Below are 17,461 nucleotides of genomic sequence, written 5' to 3'. Positions count from 1 at the left end.
GACGCCGGCGGCGCACCGGGCTACTGTCGCGGTGTCGTCGACGTTCCCGCCGGGAAGAGACGGTTCCGCCGTGTCGAGGAACAACGCCGTGCGCTCGGTGCCGACGCCGCGGCGCGTGCAGGGCACGTACTACGCGCTGATGCTCGGCAACACGGTCGCGGCGTCGTTCATCTGGGGCATCAACACGCTGTTCCTGCTCGATGCCGGACTGACGAACCTCGAAGCGTTCTCGGCGAACGCGTTCTTCACCGCCGGCATGCTCGTCTTCGAGATTCCGACGGGCGTCGTCGCCGACACCGTCGGACGACGCGCGTCCTACCTGCTCGGCACGGTCACGCTCGCGACGACGACGGTTCTGTATTGGATGCTGTGGCTCTGGCACTCCCCGTTCTGGGCGTGGGCGGTGGTCTCGGTGCTGCTCGGGCTGGGGTTCACCTTCTTCTCGGGCGCGGTCGACGCGTGGCTCGTCGATGCTCTCAAGGCCACGGGGTACGAAGGCAGCCTGGAGACCGTGTTCGGCCGCGCGCAGATCGTCGGCGGCATCGCGATGCTGTCGGGCTCGGTGCTCGGCGGTGTCATCGCGCAGGCCACCGACCTCGGCGTGCCGTTCCTCATTCGCGGCGGCATCTTCGTGCTGATGGTGATCGTCGCGGTCCTGCTCATGCACGACCTCGGCTTCACGCCCGATCGCAGCGAGGGTCCGCTGCGCGCCACGCGGACGGTGCTGCGCGCCTCCATCCGGTACGGGCTCGGCGACCCGCCGGTGCGGTGGTTCATGCTCACGAGCCCCTTCACCGCGGGCGTCGGCATCTATGTGTTCTACGCGCTGCAGCCGTACCTGCTTGAGCTGTGGGGCGACGAGGAGGCGTACTCGATCGCCGGTCTCGCGGCCGCCCTGCTCTCGGGTGCGGCCATCGTGGGCGGCGCGCTCGCCCCCAAGGTGCGCGCGCTGTTCCGCCGGCGCACGTCGGTGATCCTGCTCGCCACGGTGGCGAGCGCTGCCGTGCTGATCGGGCTCGGACTCGTTCGTGACTTCTGGGTCGCCGTCGCGCTGGTGGCGCTGTGGGGAATCGCGTCGGCGCTCGACGACCCGGTGCATCGCGCCTACCTCAACGACATGATCCCGTCGAAGCAGCGGGCGACCGTGCTGTCGTTCGACTCGCTGATGGGCTCCGCCGGCGGTGTCGTCTTCCAGCCCACCCTGGGACGCGCCGCTGATGTCGGCGGCTACGGCACGTCGATGATCTGGAGCGGCGTGATCACGGCCGTCGCCGTCCCGTTCGTCCTGCTGAGCCGGGCGCAGCGCGCACCGGCCGACACCGCCCGGCAGGTCACGGGCGGGCCGGAGGCCTGAGCGGCGGCGGTTCTGACCGGCGGAACCCGGGGCGTGACGGCATCCATCATCCGGGAGTATGTTCGCGCCATGAAGCGAATGTGGCCGTGGCTCGCGCTGGGCATCCTCCTGGTGCTGGTCGGCGCGGTGTGGACCCTGCAGGGCCTCAACGTCCTCGGCGGATCGGCGATGAGCGGGTCGCCGCTGTGGGCGACGATCGGGCCGATGGTGCTCATCGCCGGTGTCGTGCTGATCGTGATCGCGATCGTCGTCGCGCGCCGGCGCAAGGCGGGCTGACGCACCCGCGACCCGCGTCAGCGGTTGTCGCCGGTGACGTCGATGAGCACCTTGCCGACGGCGCCCTGCTCGACGGCGTCGTGGGCGGCGGCGGTCTCTTCCAGCGCGAACCACGTCAGCGGCAGCCCGGCCGCCTCGCCGACGGGGAGCGCACCGTCGCGCAGCGCGGCGGAGATGTCTTCCACAGCAGCGGCAAGCGCCGCCTCTCCCACCGTGTACAGCAGCAGCCCCTGGATGCGCACGTTCTTCGCGAAGGTCGACCGCACCGGAAGCAATGCCTGGTCGTCGCCGTTGTCGGCGTAGTACGCGATCGAACCGTGGTTGGCGATCACCTGCGCGTCGAGGCCTGCGTTCTGCACGAGCGACACCTCGACGATGTGGTCGACTCCGTCGGGCGCGAACGCGGCGATCTGCGCGGCGGCGTCACCGTCGCGGTAGTTCACGACATGGTGCGCGCCTGCCGCGGTCGCGAGCGCAGCCTTCTCGTCGCTCGAGATCGTGGCGATCACGGTCGCCCCCGCCCAGACCGCGAGCTGGATCGCGGCGTGGCCGACAGCGCCCGCTCCCCCGGCCACCAGCACGACGCGGCCGTCGAGCGATCCCGGCGAGAGCCGCGCGGGTCCGGACTCGTGCACGGTGAGCGCGCGATGAGCGGTCATGGCCGGCACCCCGAGGCTCGCCGCGACATCGAAGCCGATGCCGTCCGGCAGCTTCACCGCCCGCTCGGCGGGGACCACCGTGTACTCCTGCGCCGTGCCGGTCGGGCGCTGGTGCTGCGCGAGATACAGCCACACGCGGTCTCCGACTTCGAGCTGCGTGACCCCCTCACCCACGGCGTCGATCACACCGGCGCCGTCCTGGTTGGGCACGACCTCGTCGAATGCCGGCTTCGCGGTGCCCGCACGAGACTTCCAGTCGGTCGGGTTCACCCCCGACACGGCGACTCTCACGCGCACCTCCCCCGGACCGGGAGCGGCGGGCTCACGCTCCGCGAGCGAGAGGACGGACGAGGTACCGGTGCGGGAGTACACGATCGAGCGCATGCGAAAGGGCAACGCCCGAAACGGGTCGAGTCTTCCCACCTCGCCCGACGGGCGGCAAGGAAGGGATCTCGACGGGCTTGCGACTACGCGGCTTCAGCATGGCTCTGACATTCGATGCAGGTGTCGGCGTGCGGCAGCACCTCGAGCCGCGCGGGCGGGATCTGGCGTCCGCACCGGCTGCAGCGGCCGTAGGTGCCCTGAGCGATCCTGTTCAGCGCCGCGGTGATCTGCTCGACCGCAAGGCGATGGGATGCCGCCGTCTGGCAGGTGACCGGATCCACGCTCGGCAGCGCGAAGGGCGCAAGCTCCTGGATCACGGCCAGACGCTCTTCGAGCTGCCTTTCGAGTTCGCGCTGCGCGTCGGCGAGGGCGACGGTGTCAACAGTTGGGCTGGGCATATCTGCTCCTTGGATACGAGAACGCGCCGCAGCTGCGGCGCGCCAGGTGTGTCCGGTTGGACCGGGTCGGGGAGACGCCGGTTCACGGAGGCTCGGCGCGGAAAGAACCCCACGGGAATGCTCCGTCTGCGGTGGCTCGCCGCGGCGGGAGCACCTCGTGGCGCGCACCGGCGAGCTCGGCCGCACCGGGCACCACGGAGGCGTCGGACAGACGCTCTGCGCGGTGCGGATGGGCCAGGGTGATCATGGCCATCACCATAGCCCGGTTCTAGAAAAAGGCAAGTCAGCGGAAATTTTCACCAAACCTGAGCGGAGTTGACTTCGCTGGGGAACCGGCTATGGTCGATGGTTCACCCGCCAGCCGACCAGGGGAAGCGAGTCATCCATGTCGGACAGATCACCGCGAGCCAAGGGCGCCAAGAAGGTCGCTCAATCGTCACTGAAGGAGAAGCGCGCCGAGAAGCGCGCGAGCCAGGAGACACGAGCGTTCATCAAACCACGCAAGGGCGCGTCCGGTTGATGAACGACGGAGGGCCCGGCTCACAGGCCGGACCCTCCGCACCTCGCAACGACGGTCACGCCGCGGCGTTGATCGCCTCGTAGAGGTTCTTGAACGAGGTGAGCACGCTCGCCGGCGTGCCCGGAGCGACCCGAGCCGCCTCACCGGCCTGGATGACAGCCCCGACCGTCGAGTCCGCCACACCGTCGCCGTTCGTGTCGACGGGGTCGCCCAGGGCGATCGATCCGTCGGCGACGTTCAGCCACAGCGACAGCAGGTGCGCGTCGAACTGGTCGGCCGGGTTCTTGGTGTTCTTCGGCCACAGCGCCGACACTCCCTGCGGGATCGTCGTCAGCGGCACCTTCTCGTCGAACACCGCGCTCAGCACCCGCACGACCGACAGCAGGCACAGCTTCTCGTCCGTCGTGTGGACGTTCGAGCGCTTGTCGCGGTAGTCGGTCTGCCAGACGCCGAGGGTTCCGGCATCCGTGCTGGTGCCGAGGATCACGACCTGCACGGCATCGGACGCCGAACCTGCGTCGTCGTCCGACACGGTCACCCCGGTCGTCGCGGCACAGGCCATCGCGTAGGCGTGGGGTGCAGCATCCACCACATCCCTCGGCTGGATGCTGGGACTCGGGTCCGGATCGGTCACCGGCGGGTTCACCAGGCTGGTGTGACCGGCGGTCGCGCCGTCGCCGTAGTCCCAGGCGAAGGCGAGGTCGTCGCTGCCCGGGTCGGTGCCCCGCGCTTCGAACGCCACCGGGACGCCCTCGGTGCCGAACACGATGTCCTGCCCGTTCCACGAGGTCGTGGGCGGACCGGTGATCTCGGCCGTCGGGGCGACGTTCGCCACGACCGCCGAACCGGTGTCGGAGCCCGCACCGCCGTCCTTGTCGGTGACGGTCAGGGTCGCGGTGAAGGCGCCGTCGTCACCGTACACGTGCGATGCCGAGACCGTCGTCCCCACCACCGCGGCAGCGGTCACGACTCCGTCACCCCAGTCCACGCTCGCAGTGTGCGTGTCGACCAGACCCGGGTCGGAGAAGTGCGCGGTGAGGGTCACCGAGCTGTTCTCGTTCGCCGGCGTGACGGCATCCACCACCACGGCGGGCGCCACGTTCGAGACGTGCAGGTCGAAGGTCGACTGAGCCGTCTCGCCCTTGTCGTCGGTCGCGGTGATCGTGACCGTGGTGTCGGCAGGACCGTCCGGCGGCGTGTACGACCACGTCCACGACGTTCCCGACGGCGTCACGGTGCCGATGCTCGCGGTCACCGAGGTGACCGTGCCGTCGGCATCCGTCGCCGAACCGGTGTTCGTCGCGAGCGAACCCTCGTCGACCGTCACCGACGCGTCGTCGACGGTCACCACGGGCGGGTCGTTCGCCGCCTGCAGGGCCGCCAGCAGGTCGAGGCGCGGCGTGGTGTTCGTCGTCGTCCCGGCCGCGTTGGTCGTGTAGGTGATCGGCACACCGGTCGAGGTGATGTCGCTCATCAGGTTCGCGACGGATCGCGCCGGATACGCCGACCGCAGCACGGCGAGCGCGCCGGTGACCATCGGCGTCGACATCGAGGTGCCGCTCTTGGAGCCGTACACGTCGTCGTCGATCGACGAGACGATCGACGATCCCGGCGCCATGACGTCCAGCAGTGGACCGCGGTTGCCCGAGTTCGTCGTGGTGTCGTCGTTGTTCGTGCGGCCGACGGTGAACGCGGTCGAGATGCAGCCCGGCGCGCCCACGGCGTTGAGGAACGAGCTGTTGCCCGACGCGATCACCGTGGCGATCCCGGCAGCGAGGTTGCTGTCGATCGCGGCCTTGCGGGTGTCGCCGTCGCACGCCGAGGCGTTGTTGCCGCCGCCGAGGCTCATGTTGCTGGCCACGACGTTCCACCCCGGGTTGGCCGCGGCCTGGCCGCGCACCCAGTCGAGCGCCTCGATCTGATCGGACGCGTACGACAGCACGCACGGGGCAGGGTTCGGCGAGCATCCCGCGGTCGTGTTGACCCGCGTGAACACCTGCACGGCGATGATCTGCGCACCCGGTGCCATGCCGTTGCCCGGAGGCGACCCGGCGGTGTCGTCGGCCGCACGGCCCGCCGCGATGCCCGCGACATGGGTGCCGTGGTCGCAGATGTTGCTGCCCGAATCGACACAGCTCGCGTTGTTGTCGCTGTCGATGTCGGCCGACGTGTCTTCGGTCGTGCCGTCGGGGCAGAGGCTCGCCTCGTCGCCGTCGCCGTCGTCGTCGGTCGGATCCGAGAAGCAGTGCTGCGCGACAATGCGCGAGCCGAAGAACGGGTGATCGGCGTCGATGCCCGTGTCAAGGATCGCGACCGTCGCACCGCTGCCCGTGAAGCCGAGCGCCTGCACGTCGTCGCCGTTCACGACCGGCACCGCGTTCGACAGCGCGGGCGGGTCGGCGAAGTCCTCGACGACCCCGACGACGTGCGGATTGTGCTTCAGCCCCTTCACCGCGGGCTCGGGCACCTCCATGATCACGTACGGCATGGTCGAGGTCTTCTTCACCTTGGTCGCTCCCCCGGCCACGGCCTTCACGACGTCGGCGCCCGACGCCTTGTGGTCGAGCTGCACGATGACCCGCACCCTCTCCGGCGGGGCCGCGTACGCAGGCGGCGCGACGGCCACCATCCCCAGCGCCACCGCACAGGCGGCGAGCACCGAGACGACTCTGGACTTCATGATGGTTCTCCCCCCATCACTCGGTGCGGCGCACTCCGGGCCCCGCACCCGGTGGTACTTCCACCACCCGCAAAGAGAGTCGTCAGCCCGAGGTGATACCCCGGACGCAAAGACGAGTGGATGCCGTCACGCCGGCGTGACGGCATCCACGATGTCGGTCTGACCGGCCATGATGAGCGCATGCGATCGACGAGCCCCATCCCCGGCAATCCGTGGCCGCACGACATGGCCATCACCGTGGAGGATCGGCCGCACACCCTGCTGGAGCTGCTGTGGGTGCGGGAGGCGCACGGGCTGCGCATCGAGGGCGACGACGACCTTCCCCCGATGCTCACGGACACACCGGGGCCGGCCGCGCCCGTCGACGAGGCGACCCGAGCGAGGTGGCAAGAGACGTGGCCGCGCGTGTGGCGCGCCGCGGCCGCGCACGCGGGGCGCGACGATACGGCAGAACTGATGGGGCGGCTGCAGACGACCGCGAACGGCTCGCCGGAGCGGCTGGCTCTGCTGCAGGAGCTCGTCGGCCCGTCGTGGCGGGACGAGTTCGGAGATGACGCGTTCGACGACGACTCGTACCGGGAGTGGAGGGATCACGGCGACGAGCGGCACCGGTCCGGTATCGGGCATCGCCTGGTAGACAGCCCCGAGCACCGCGACCTCGCCGACCTCATCGCCGCATGGCAGGCAGGCCTCACGAAGATCGTGACGATCCCGTGCGTCGGCGAGTTCCAACGGCGCCTCTCGCCCACGGCGATGCTCATGACCGCGACGACACGCGCCGACAGCGCCGCTTACCGACGCGCCCTGCAGGCCTTCGCCTGACGCGCCTTCGCCTGACACGACGGATCCCCGGGTCCGCGGCGCCTCGACCGCGATCCCCGGGGATCCGCTCACGTTCGCGTCAGCCGATCGTGGCCGCGGCCGCGCGGATCGCCGCGAGCGTCGGCTCGGGCTGCGACACCATCGACACGTGCGACGCGTCGACCTCGGTGATCGTCGCGCCGGCGCGTTCGGCCATGCGGCGCTGCACGTCGATCGGGATCACCAGGTCATCCGTGCCGAGCACCGCCCAGCTCGGGATCGTCTTCCACGCCGGCGGGCCGGACGGCGTCACGTTCGCGACGAAGGATGCCGGGCGCTGCGTCGCGATCCAGGCGGCGCTCCTCGACGACGTCATCGACCTCTCGGCGACAGGTTCGCGCGCCGTCATCGAGCGCGCCCCGGCGCTGACCGACACCCCCGAGACCCGCGAGCGTCTGCGCACGTTCGCCCAGGCCACCGGCATCCCCTTCGACGAACTGCTCGCCCGCACCGATCCGCCCGACCCGGCCGCGGTGCTCGTCGCGGCCGGCTGGACCGTCGACCAGGTGTCGGTCGCCGAGCTCGAGCGTCGCTACGACCGCCCGCTCGTGACGGGCGACCGCACCGACTCCGCGCCCGAGCAGCGCGGAGGGTTCGTCACAGCCGTCCGCCGATAGCGCGTGTCGGTGGCCCGTGGTTTGCTGACGGCATGCACACCACCGACTCTGCGGACGGCACTCCCATCGCCTATGAGGTCTTCGGCGACGGGCCTGCCGTCGTCATCGTGAACGGCGCGCTCTCTCAGGCCTCCGACGCCACAGGTCTCGCCCAGGCGCTCGCGGACGCCGGCTTCCGCGGCGTCGCCTATGATCGCCGCGCCCGCGGCTCCAGCGGCGACGCGCCCGGGTCCACTCCGGAACGCGAGGCCGAAGACCTCGCCGCGGTGATCGACGCGGTGGGCGGCACGACCGCGGTGCTGGGTCATTCCTCCGGCGCCGTGCTCGCGCTGTACGCGGCCGCGCGCGGCGTCGACACGGGCGCCCTGTTCCTCTCCGAGCCACCGCTGCGGTTCGGCATCGATGAGCCGCCGTCCGATCTCGCCGAGCGTCTGCAGCGCTTCGTGGACGAGGGCCGGCCCGACGACGCGATCGTGACTTTCCAGCTCGAAGGCGTGGGACTGCCCGAACAGATGGTCGAGGCGTTCCGCCAGAGCAATCAGTTCGCCGCGGTGCTGCCGCTGGCGCAGTCGACCGTGTACGACACCAACCTCGTGAACGCCTCGTCGGTGCCGAGCGCCGAGATGCTGTCGGTGCCTGTTCCGGTCACCATCCTGCGCGGCGAACAGACGTTCCCCATGCTCATCACCGCCGCAGACCGTCTGGCCGACGAGATGGCCGGCGCCGAGCTCGTCATCGTGCCCGAGTCGGTCATGCACCGCCCCGACCCGGTGGCGACGGTCCGTGTCGTCTCGGAGCGCCTCGGCTAGCGGCTCTGTCCGCATGGCAGGCCTCGCCCGCGGGCGCCAAGCGCGCGTGCGGCGACTGCGAGGGCTGGACGGGAATGCTTGCCGCGCTCAAGGCGTGGGTCGAGCACGGGATCAACCTGCGCGACGGCTTCTACGCCTGACGGGGACGCCCATGCGGTGCTCCGCCAGACTCCGGCGACACACGGTGGAGGACCGCCCGGACGTGCCGGACGGTCCTCCGCGTGGCCGGCGGCGCGCCTCCCCCCGGGGGCGGCGCCGCTCGTTCCGCTAGTGCTGGGTGGCTCCCTCGGCTCCGATGCCCGTGAGCGCCCGCACCTCCATCTCGGCCTCCTTCGCCGGATCCTCGGTGCCCTTGTCGAGCACCGTGCCGAGCCAGCCGAGGAAGAACGCGAGCGGGATCGACACGATGCCCGGGTTCGACAGCGGGAACCAGGCGAAGTCGATCGCCTCGGTCTTGAGCATCGACGTCTCGGATCCCGACACCACCGGCGAGAACGCGATGAGGATGATCGCCGAGGCGAGCCCGCCGTACATGCTCCACAGCGCACCCTTGGTCGTGAACCGCTTCCAGTACAGCGAGTACACGATGGTCGGCAGGTTGGCCGAGGCCGCCACCGCGAACGCGAGTGCCACGAGGAACGCGACGTTCTGACCGTTCGCCCCGATGCCGCCGATGATCGCGATGACGCCGATCACGACGACGGTGCGACGTGCCACCTTGACCTCGGCGCCGGCGGCCGGCTTGCCCTTCTTGACCACCGAGGCGTAGATGTCGTGCGCGAACGACGCCGCGGCGGTGATGGTGAGACCGGCGACCACCGCGAGGATCGTGGCGAACGCGATCGCCGAGATCAGGCCGAGCAGCAGCGGCCCGCCGAGGGCGTTCGCCAGCAGCGGTGCCGCGGAATTCGCGCCGCCCGGCGCCGCGGCGATGACGGCCGGGCCGACGAGGGCAGCCGCGCCGTAGCCGAGCACCAGGGTGAAGACGTAGAAGATGCCGATCAGCCAGATCGCCCAGACGACGGACTTGCGTGCCTCTTTGGCCGTGGGAACGGTGTAGAAGCGCATCAGCACGTGCGGCAGCGCCGCGGTGCCGAGCACGAGGGCCAGCCCCAGCGAGATGAAGTCCACCTTGGTGATGTCGCTGGCGCCGTACTTCAGGCCCGGGTCGAGGATCGCGGGGTTCTCGGCGACGGCGGCGGCCTTGTCGAGCAGCGCCGACAGGTCGAAGCCGTTCAGCGCCAGCACCCACACGGTCATGACGGCGGCGCCCGCGATGAGCAGCACGGCCTTGATGATCTGCACCCACGTGGTGCCCTTCATGCCTCCGATGAGCACATAGAGGATCATGAGCGCACCGACCACCGTGATGACGAGCGACTGTCCGAGGGTGTCGCCGATGCCCAGCAGCAGTGAGACGAGGCCTCCCGCGCCGGCCATCTGCGCGAGCAGGTAGAAGAAGCACACGACGAGCGTCGTGATGGCCGCGGCGACCCGCACCGGCGTCTGCTTGAGGCGGAACGACAGCACGTCGGCCATCGTGAACCGGCCGGTGTTGCGCAGCAGCTCGGCAACGAGCAGCAGGGCGACCAGCCACGCCACCAGGAAGCCGATCGAGTACATGAAGCCGTCGTAGCCCGTGATCGCGATCGCGCCGACGATGCCGAGGAACGACGCCGCCGACAGGTAGTCGCCCGCGATCGCAGAGCCGTTCTGTCCGCCGGTGAACGAGCGGCCCGCCGCGTAGTAGTCGGAGGCGGTCTTGTTGTTGCGGCTCGCGCGGAAGACGATCACCATCGTGATCGCGACGAACAGCGCGAAGATGCCGATGTTGAGCCAGGGGTTTCCCGGCGACGAGACGGGGGCGGCTTCCGCCGCGATGACGATGCTCATCGCGAGACCTCCTCAGGGGTCGAAGCGGGGTCGACGGAGACGGATTCGCGGATCTCGCTCGCGATCGGGTCGAGACGGCGGTTGGCGAAGCTCACGTACCAGGTCGTGACGGCGAACGTGGTGACGATCTGCGCGAAGCCCAGCAGCATCGCCACGTTGACGTGCCCGAACACCGGCGTCGACATGAAGTCGTGTGCGTACATGGCCAGCAGCACGTACGCGAAATACCAGACGAGGCAGGCTGCCAGCACGGGGAACACGAAGCTGCGATGGCGCTTCTTCAGCTGCACGAACGGTTCGGATTGCTGTACCGCGCGGTAGTCGACGTCAGGTGTCGTCGCCGCGCCCGGGGCGTCGTTGCCCATGGCTTCTCCTTCGAAGGGGGATGGAACTCGCAGCACGCGCTGCGCGTGACGATGCTCCCGCGTCCGGGACCCCGCGGGCGGGCGGCGCCACTCGTCGTCGCCGAACGGCGCCGATCGTGCGACGAACGGAGCCCGACCGCGACGGGCGACGGATTACGCTGGCCTGAGAATGCCCGATCCGCTGCTGCTGTTCGCGGGCGCCGGCGCCGTCGCCGGGGCCGCCGCGGTGGGTCTCGTCGTCCTTCTGCGGCGCGTGCTGGTGTCGTCGCGCGAGCTCGGCACCGACGCCGAGCAGGCGACATACCAGACGCTGCATTTGGCCGCCCGCGCGGCGAAGCACCTGCGAGGCGGCGTCAGCGAGCAGGACGCGCTGAAGGCCGGCAGGCATCTGAAGTCGCTCCTCGGCTGCGACACGTTCGCCATCGTGGATCCGCACGGCGTCGTCGCGCTCGACGGCGACGAGCGACTGCGCGAGGTCGCCGCCGAGCTCGCCGCCGCCGTGCAGGCCGCGGGCAAGGCGCAGGTGCGCCGCGGCGTCGGGCTCGCCGCCGACGTCGACGCCGTGGCCGCTCCGATCGTCATCGGCAAGCGCCCGGCTGGGGCGATCGTCGCGTTCTCCAGCCCCGTGCGTGCGGGCCTGGTGCGCGCGACGGCCGAGGTCGCGGACTGGGTCGCCGCCCAGATCGAGCTCGGAGAACTGGATGCCTCCCGCACGGCACTCGCGGAGGCCGAGGTGAGGGCGCTGCGCGCCCAGATCAGCCCGCACTTCATCTACAACGCTCTGAACGCGATCGCGTCGTTCATCCTCACCGACCCGCAGCGTGCGCGGGAGCTCGTCCTGGAGTTCGCCGACTTCACGCGGTACTCGTTCCGCCGGCACGGCGAGTTCACGACGATCGCCGAAGAGCTGCACTCGATCGACAGCTACCTGCGCCTGGAGCGCGCACGCTTCGGCGACCGGCTGCAGGTGACCCTGCAGATCGCGCCCGAGGTGCTCGGCACCGTCATCCCGTTCCTGTCGATCCAGCCGCTCGTCGAGAACGCGGTGCGACACGGGCTGGAGGCGAAGGAGGGCGGCGGCCGCATCACGATCGAGGCGTCCGACTCCGGCGCGTTCGCCGAGATCACGGTCGAGGACGACGGCGTCGGCTTCGACCCGGAGCAGATACGCGAGGTGCTCGCACCGGGACCGCTCGGCGCAGGCGCCGGCGCTGCGCGGCCGCGCGACAACGTCGGCCTGCGCAACGTCGACGCGCGGCTGCGTCAGGTGTACGGCGACGAGAACGGCCTGGTCGTCGAGACGCAGATCGGCGCCGGAACCCTGGTGCGCATGCGGATCCCCAAGGCCCTGCCCAAGGCCGCCTCGACGACGGGCCCCATCCCTGCGAGCGCCGACGCATGATCGACGTCCTCATCGCCGACGACGAAGAGCCGGCCCTCGCCGCTCTCGCGTACCTGCTCGAGCAGGACGCGCGGATCGGCCGGGTGCACCAGGTCTCGACGGGGGCCGACGCGATCCGCCTGCTCACCCGCGAGCGCATCGACGCGGTGTTCCTCGACATCCACATGCCGGGGCTGTCGGGGTTCGATCTCGCGCGGGCGCTGCAGCGGTTCGAGCACCGTCCCGCCCTCGTCTTCGTCACCGCCGACGAGGACGGCGCCCTCGAGGCGTTCGACCTCGAAGCGGTCGACTACCTGCTCAAGCCCGTTCGGGGCGTACGGCTGGAGCGATCCATCGCGCGCGTGGTGGAGTCCCTCCGCCAGACGCCGGAGGCCTCCGCTCCGCCGGCGCCCGAGCTCATCGCCGTGACGCTCGGCGGCACGACGCGGATGATCCGCCGCGACGACGTCCGCTACGTGCAGGCGCAGGGCGACTACACACGGCTGTGCACCGCCGAGGGCGGGTTCCTGGTGCGCGTGCCGATCTCGGACCTGGAGCGCCAATGGGCGGACGCGGGCTTCGTCCGCGTGCACCGCTCGTACCTCGTCGCCCTGGCGCACGTCGCGCAGATCCGCCTCGGCTCGGAGCACCCCACGGTGCTCGTCGGCGATGCGGCGCTGCCCGTCAGCCGGCGGATGCTGCCCGGCCTGCGCGACCGGCTCGCGCAGTCGACGGTGCGGGCCGAGTCGTGACCGACGACCGCAGCGAACAGGCCGCGCCCGACCGCCCGCAGCGCGTGCGCATCACGGCCGCGGGCCTCGGGACGCCGGCGCGCCCCGCGTTCGACCTGCGCTCCCCGGCGCCGGGCGAACGGGCGACCGAGCCCGCCGCCGTGTACGTGCGCTCGCTCATCCGCTCGCAGCTGCGCCTGGGCATCGTCGCAGCGACGGGCTTCGTCGTCGCGACTGTCGCCTTCGTGCTGATCCTGGCGCTGGTGCCGGATCTCAGCGCCGCCGTCGTGTTCGGAGTGCCGGCGTCCTGGCTCCTGCTCGGGTTCGGGCTCTATCCGCTCGCCATCACCGTCGCCGTGCTCTACGTGCGCGCGGCGGCACGCAACGAGGCCCGCTACCGCGCGCTGACGGTGGACGAATGAACCCGTGGGTCGGCTATGTGAGCATCGCCGCGGTCGCGGCGGCATCCACGCTGATCGGCTTCTACGGTCTGCGCGTCTCGCGCACCACGAGCGACTTCTACGTCGCAAGCCGCACGGTGCGGCCATGGTGGAACGCGTCCGCCATCGGCGGCGAATACCTGTCGGCGGCGTCGTTCCTCGGGGTCGCCGGGCTCGTTCTGCTCACGGGGTCGCCGGGCCTGTGGTTCCCGATCGGCTACACCGCGGGCTACCTGATGCTGCTGCTGTTCGTCGCCGCGCCGCTGCGCCGCTCGGGCGCGTACACGATCCCCGATTTCACGCAGGCGCGTCTCGAATCGACCGGCGTGCGCCGCGTCACGAGCGTCCTCGTGATCGTCATCGGCTGGTTCTACATCGTGCCGCAGCTGCAGGGCGCGGCGCTCACGGTGCGGATCACGACCGGCATGCCGGCCTGGGCGGGCTCGCTCGCCGTCGCGGTCATCGTCGCGGCGGTCGTGATGGCCGGCGGCATGCGGTCGATCACGTTCGTGCAGGCCTTCCAGTTCTGGCTGAAGCTCACCGCGCTCGCGGTGCCCGCCGTGGTCATCCTGATCGTCGTGGCAGGAGGCGTGCCTGGGATCGTCGCGCACGCGGCATCCATCGATCCCTTCCCCGTCGAGGCGGGACCGGCGGGACTCGACGTCTATCGCACCGTGTCGCTCATGGTCGCCCTGCTGCTCGGGACCCTCGGTCTGCCGCACGTGCTGGTGCGCTTCTACACGAGCCCCGACGGTGTCGCCGCCCGGCGCACGACGGTCATCGTGCTGGCGCTGCTGTCGGCGTTCTACTGCTTCCCGACGGTGTTCGGGCTGCTCGGCCGCGTGTTCGCGCCCGACCTCGCCGAGAGCGGGCAGGCCGACGCACTCGTCCTGATGCTGCCGGGGCGGCTCGTGCCCGGCCCCGCCGGCGTGCTGCTGACGGCGCTCGTCATCGCCGGGGCGTTCGCGGCGTTCCTGTCGACGACGTCGGGCCTCGTCGTCTCGCTCGCGGGCGTCATCAGCCAGGACATGCTCGGGGGCAGCGTGCGCGGCTTCCGCATCGCCGCCGTGCTGGCGACGATCGTGCCGCTCGTCGTCGCGCTCGCCACGGAGTCGTCGGGGCTCGCCGGCAGCGTCGGCCTCGTCTTCGCGTTCACGGCCTCGACGCTGTGCCCCGTGCTGCTGCTGGGCATCTGGTGGCGCGGTCTCACGGCACGGGGTGCGGTTGCCGGCATGCTCGTCGGCGGCTCGCTGTCTGCGGCGGCGATCTTCGGCGGAGGGATGCCGGCGGCCTGGGCGCCCGGCATCCGTCCGCTGCTCGAACAGCCGGCCGCCTGGACCGTCCCGATCGCGGTCGCCGTGATCGTCGTCGTCTCGCGCACCGATCGTCGCGGCACCCCGCGGGGAGCCGACGCCTTCCTGGCGCGCCTGCACACCCCCGAGGCGTGACGGCTCCGGCCGCGGGCTCAGCGGCGGAAGAACCCGACCCCGAGATCCGGGTGGTCGACGAAGACGCCGTCGATGCCGGCATCCCGGATGACGCCCCACTCGCCCTCCCAGTCGCCGAACGCCGACGGGCCGCCCGAGCCGCGGAACTGCGCGATCAGGAAGCGGTTCTCGGGCCGGCACGTCCACGTGAAGACCCGCAGGCCGCGCTCGTGGGCGTCGGCGACGATCGCCGACGGTCCGCCGGTGCGCCCCAGCCGGTCAGGAGCGAGGATCATGCGCTTGTCGACGCTGATGCCGTCGACCTTGCCGACCAGCGCGTCCAAGCCCGCGGGCGTCGCGAGCGAGGGGTAGGTCGGCGCCCCCTTGCCCTGCGCGGTCACGAGATCGAACGGACGCCCCGCCGCCTCGAGCAGGTACACGTACGAGGCGGGGACGCCGCGCTCCTTGAGCGCGAGCAGCACCGTCGACTCGAAGGACTCGACGACGAGCGGCCACTGCCCCGCACCCCAGCCCGCCTCGCGCAGTTCGGCCTCGACGAGGGCGGCGACGTCCCAGCCGAGCGAGGCGAAGTACGTGGCGTGCTTGATCTCGAGCACGACGCCGATCTCGCGGCCCTGCGCCAGCGACGCGGTCCGTGCGGCATCGAGCACGTCGCGCAGGCGCAGCACGGTCTGCTCGCCGTCGAAGGTCGCACTCGAAGGCCGCAGGTCGGCGATCCGCTCGCGGCAGTGCAGCGTCGACAGCTCGTCCCAGGTGAAGTCCTCGGTGAACCAGCCGGTCAGCGCGTTGCCGTCCACGGTCTTCGTGGTGCGCCGATCGGCGAACTCGGGGCGCTCGGCGACGTCGGTGGTGCCCGAGATCTCGTTCTCGTGGCGCACGATCAGCACGCCGTCGCGCGAGACCACGACATCCGGCTCGACCGCGTCCACCCCCAGCTCGAACGCGAGGGCGTACGACGAGCGGGAGTGCTCGGGGCGATACCCGGGCGCTCCGCGATGACCGATGACGAGCGGGGTCCGGCGCGGCATCGCACCAGGCTAGCCCGAGGGCCGGCGGGACCGCGGCCGCCGGCATCCGTTCATAGTCCTCTCACAGGGCCCGCCCGACCCCGGACGCCCCTGTTCGGTTAGTGTTGATCAACAGCACCGTGCTGGGATTCCCTTGACATTGGAGTGTGAGAGCAGTGGCCCTCAACAACCCCGCGTTCAACAACCCGGCCTTCCAGGACCCGAAGGCCGTCAAGACCTACCCGGGGGGTGCGCAGGCAGCGAACCTGGGCGCGCCCACGCAGTACGCCACCGCGCAGCATGCGGGTGTGGATGCCGCAAGCCAGGCGCAGCTCGAGGGCATGTACGCCGCCCCGTCGGCCGGTGCTGTCGAGACCGGCCGCATGTCGTACGAAGACACCATCTGGAAGACGGTCGGTCTGTTCGCCGTCCTTCTGATCGGTGCGGTCGCCGGCTGGATCTGGACGATGGCGGGCGTGACCGCGGCGAACCCGCAGATCAACGCGCTGCCGTGGATCATCGGCGCACTCGGCGGCTTCGTCCTGTCGATGGTCGTCATCTTCACGTCGCGCAAGAAGATCCGCCCCGCCCTGATCTTCGCGTATGCCGCGTTCGAGGGCCTGTTCGTCGGCGGCATCTCGGCGTTCTTCGAGTTCATCTACCACGGCATCGTCCTGCAGGCGACGCTCGCGACGCTCGCGGTCGTCGGTGTGACCCTCGCCCTGTTCGCCAGCGGCAAGGTGCGCGCGTCCAAGCGCGCCACCAAGATCTTCCTGATCGCGATGCTCGGCTACCTGGTGTTCTCGCTCATCAACATCGGCCTCATGATCTTCAACGTGCCGATCGCCGGCGGCGCCTTCGGCATGCTGAGCAACCAGAGCCCGCTGTTCGGCATTCCGTGGGGCGTCCTGATCGGCATCTTCGTCGTCATCATGGCCGCGTACTCGCTGGTGCTCGACTTCGACAACATCCAGCAGGGTGTGCGCAACGGCGCCCCGCGCCAGTACGGCTGGCTCGGCGGCTTCGGCATCATGGTCACCGTCGTGTGGCTGTACGTCGAGATCCTGCGCATCCTCGCGATCGCTCGCGGCAACAACTGACGCCTCGTTCCTGAAGAGGCCGCCCGGTCATCCGGGCGGCCTCTTCGCGTTGGGCTGTGGCCGTTCTGCTGTGGGCGGAACGGCTCGCCGGGCGGCGGCATCCCGTTCTATCGTGACGCCATGGCCGAGATCATCCCGCTGCCGCGTTCGCCCCGCCCCACCCCGCATGATGTCGAGCCGCTCTGGCGCGACGCCCTCGGCGAGCAGCTGCGACGCCTGCGGCACGAGCGCGGCGAACGGCTCGCCGACACCGCAGACCGGGCGGGCGTCTCGCCGCAGTACCTCTCTGAGATGGAGCGAGGCCTCAAAGAGCCCTCGAGCGAGATGATCGCCGCCGTCGCCGGCGCGCTGGACGTGACGCTCATCGAGCTCACGGCCGCTGTCGCCGACGACCTGCGGTCTCGCGAGACCGAGCGCGCCGCCGTCGGCTGCCGGGCTGCATTCGCCCTCGCCGCCTGATCTGCGCAGCCTGCATCGGGCCGACGGACGCCGCTGCCGCTGCATCCGGAGTCCTCATCTGTTCCGCAGTCACTTTATG

At 70.6% G+C, this 17,461-nt stretch carries 19 protein-coding genes; 11 read left to right on the top strand and 8 right to left on the bottom strand.

Going from position 1 to position 17,461, the window contains the following annotated elements; all coding sequences use genetic code 11:
* Positions 1–70: 70 nt before the first annotated feature.
* Both IF188_RS13275 and IF188_RS13270 read left to right on the top strand, forming a co-directional pair.
* Positions 71–1,354, top strand: a complete 1,284-nt coding sequence (locus tag IF188_RS13275; protein ID WP_396652788.1) for an MFS transporter — start codon at positions 71–73, stop codon at positions 1,352–1,354.
* 69 nt (positions 1,355–1,423) lie between these two features.
* Positions 1,424–1,630 carry a hypothetical protein gene (locus tag IF188_RS13270; RefSeq protein WP_396652787.1) on the top strand — a complete coding sequence of 69 codons (207 nt, stop codon included), beginning with the start codon at positions 1,424–1,426 and terminating at the stop codon, positions 1,628–1,630.
* A 17-nt stretch (positions 1,631–1,647) separates the two neighbouring features.
* Here the strand turns inward: IF188_RS13270 and IF188_RS13265 are convergent, their stop codons facing one another.
* The 4 genes from IF188_RS13265 to IF188_RS13250 all read right to left on the bottom strand — a co-directional run bounded on the left by IF188_RS13265 (position 1,648) and on the right by IF188_RS13250 (position 6,271).
* The gene (locus IF188_RS13265) at positions 1,648–2,673 is read right to left on the bottom strand and encodes an NADPH:quinone reductase (protein ID WP_191172277.1); all 1,026 of its coding nucleotides are present in this window, start codon (positions 2,671–2,673) and stop codon (positions 1,648–1,650) included.
* An 83-nt stretch (positions 2,674–2,756) separates the two neighbouring features.
* Positions 2,757–3,071 carry a TraR/DksA family transcriptional regulator gene (locus tag IF188_RS13260; RefSeq protein ID WP_191172275.1) on the bottom strand — a complete coding sequence of 105 codons (315 nt, stop codon included), beginning with the start codon at positions 3,069–3,071 and terminating at the stop codon, positions 2,757–2,759.
* 82 nt (positions 3,072–3,153) lie between these two features.
* Positions 3,154–3,318, bottom strand: coding sequence for a hypothetical protein (locus tag IF188_RS13255; protein WP_191172339.1), 165 nt, complete (start codon positions 3,316–3,318; stop codon positions 3,154–3,156).
* 328 nt (positions 3,319–3,646) lie between these two features.
* The gene (locus tag IF188_RS13250) at positions 3,647–6,271 is read right to left on the bottom strand and encodes a S8 family peptidase (RefSeq protein ID WP_191172273.1); all 2,625 of its coding nucleotides are present in this window, start codon (positions 6,269–6,271) and stop codon (positions 3,647–3,649) included.
* Positions 6,272–6,451: 180 nt separating this feature from the next.
* On the opposite strand from IF188_RS13250, the gene IF188_RS13245 reads away from it, so the two are divergent.
* Entirely contained in the window at positions 6,452–7,093 is a 642-nt protein-coding gene (locus IF188_RS13245; protein WP_191172272.1) for a hypothetical protein, read from the top strand.
* Positions 7,094–7,172: 79 nt separating this feature from the next.
* Here the strand turns inward: IF188_RS13245 and IF188_RS20675 are convergent, their stop codons facing one another.
* Positions 7,173–7,448 (bottom strand): alpha/beta fold hydrolase, encoded by a 276-nt coding sequence (locus IF188_RS20675; RefSeq protein ID WP_396652789.1) that lies wholly within the window; start codon positions 7,446–7,448, stop codon positions 7,173–7,175.
* A gap of 157 nt (positions 7,449–7,605) precedes the next feature.
* Here IF188_RS20675 and IF188_RS20670 point away from each other — a divergent pair, with 157 nt between their 5' ends.
* Together IF188_RS20670 and IF188_RS13230 are read left to right on the top strand one after the other, a co-directional pair.
* Positions 7,606–7,749: a hypothetical protein gene (locus IF188_RS20670; RefSeq protein WP_396652786.1), complete on the top strand. Its 144-nt coding sequence runs from the start codon at positions 7,606–7,608 to the stop codon at positions 7,747–7,749.
* A gap of 32 nt (positions 7,750–7,781) precedes the next feature.
* Complete coding sequence (locus tag IF188_RS13230; protein ID WP_191172270.1) at positions 7,782–8,558, top strand: alpha/beta fold hydrolase; 777 nt, start codon at positions 7,782–7,784, stop codon at positions 8,556–8,558.
* A gap of 267 nt (positions 8,559–8,825) precedes the next feature.
* Here the strand turns inward: IF188_RS13230 and IF188_RS13225 are convergent, their stop codons facing one another.
* Positions 8,826–10,451: a solute symporter family protein gene (locus IF188_RS13225; protein WP_191172268.1), complete on the bottom strand. Its 1,626-nt coding sequence runs from the start codon at positions 10,449–10,451 to the stop codon at positions 8,826–8,828.
* Positions 10,448–10,816 (bottom strand): DUF485 domain-containing protein, encoded by a 369-nt coding sequence (locus IF188_RS13220; RefSeq protein ID WP_191172266.1) that lies wholly within the window; start codon positions 10,814–10,816, stop codon positions 10,448–10,450. The genes IF188_RS13225 and IF188_RS13220 overlap by 4 nt, the downstream gene beginning before the upstream one ends.
* Positions 10,817–10,985: 169 nt before the next feature.
* Between IF188_RS13220 and IF188_RS13215 the strand changes: the two genes are divergently transcribed.
* The 4 genes from IF188_RS13215 to IF188_RS13200 are packed head-to-tail and all read left to right on the top strand — an operon-like array spanning position 10,986 to position 14,816.
* Complete coding sequence (locus IF188_RS13215; RefSeq protein ID WP_191172264.1) at positions 10,986–12,218, top strand: sensor histidine kinase; 1,233 nt, start codon at positions 10,986–10,988, stop codon at positions 12,216–12,218.
* Positions 12,215–12,949, top strand: a complete 735-nt coding sequence (locus IF188_RS13210) for a LytR/AlgR family response regulator transcription factor (RefSeq protein ID WP_191172263.1) — start codon at positions 12,215–12,217, stop codon at positions 12,947–12,949. The genes IF188_RS13215 and IF188_RS13210 overlap by 4 nt, the downstream gene beginning before the upstream one ends.
* On the top strand, positions 12,946–13,350 hold the full coding sequence (locus IF188_RS13205) for a DUF485 domain-containing protein (RefSeq protein WP_191172261.1): 405 nt from the start codon (positions 12,946–12,948) through the stop codon (positions 13,348–13,350). The genes IF188_RS13210 and IF188_RS13205 overlap by 4 nt, the downstream gene beginning before the upstream one ends.
* A complete protein-coding gene (locus IF188_RS13200) occupies positions 13,347–14,816 on the top strand; it encodes a sodium/solute symporter (RefSeq protein WP_191172260.1) in 1,470 nt (489 codons plus the stop codon). Before IF188_RS13205 ends, IF188_RS13200 begins: the two co-directional genes overlap by 4 nt.
* Before the next feature lie 17 nt (positions 14,817–14,833).
* Here IF188_RS13200 and IF188_RS13195 read toward each other — a convergent pair whose 3' ends face one another.
* Entirely contained in the window at positions 14,834–15,844 is a 1,011-nt protein-coding gene (locus tag IF188_RS13195) for a glycerophosphodiester phosphodiesterase family protein (RefSeq protein WP_191172258.1), read from the bottom strand.
* Positions 15,845–15,999: 155 nt separating this feature from the next.
* On the opposite strand from IF188_RS13195, the gene IF188_RS13190 reads away from it, so the two are divergent.
* Both IF188_RS13190 and IF188_RS13185 read left to right on the top strand, forming a co-directional pair.
* The gene (locus tag IF188_RS13190) at positions 16,000–16,923 is read left to right on the top strand and encodes a Bax inhibitor-1/YccA family protein (RefSeq protein ID WP_191172257.1); all 924 of its coding nucleotides are present in this window, start codon (positions 16,000–16,002) and stop codon (positions 16,921–16,923) included.
* A 120-nt stretch (positions 16,924–17,043) separates the two neighbouring features.
* Positions 17,044–17,382, top strand: coding sequence for a helix-turn-helix domain-containing protein (locus tag IF188_RS13185; RefSeq protein WP_191172256.1), 339 nt, complete (start codon positions 17,044–17,046; stop codon positions 17,380–17,382).
* Positions 17,383–17,461: the final 79 nt, after the last annotated feature.

This window comes from Microbacterium helvum, from assembly GCF_014779795.1.
GTDB classification, from domain to species: Bacteria; Actinomycetota; Actinomycetes; order Actinomycetales; family Microbacteriaceae; genus Microbacterium; species Microbacterium helvum.
This window is presented reverse-complemented; position numbering and strand designations above follow the sequence as displayed.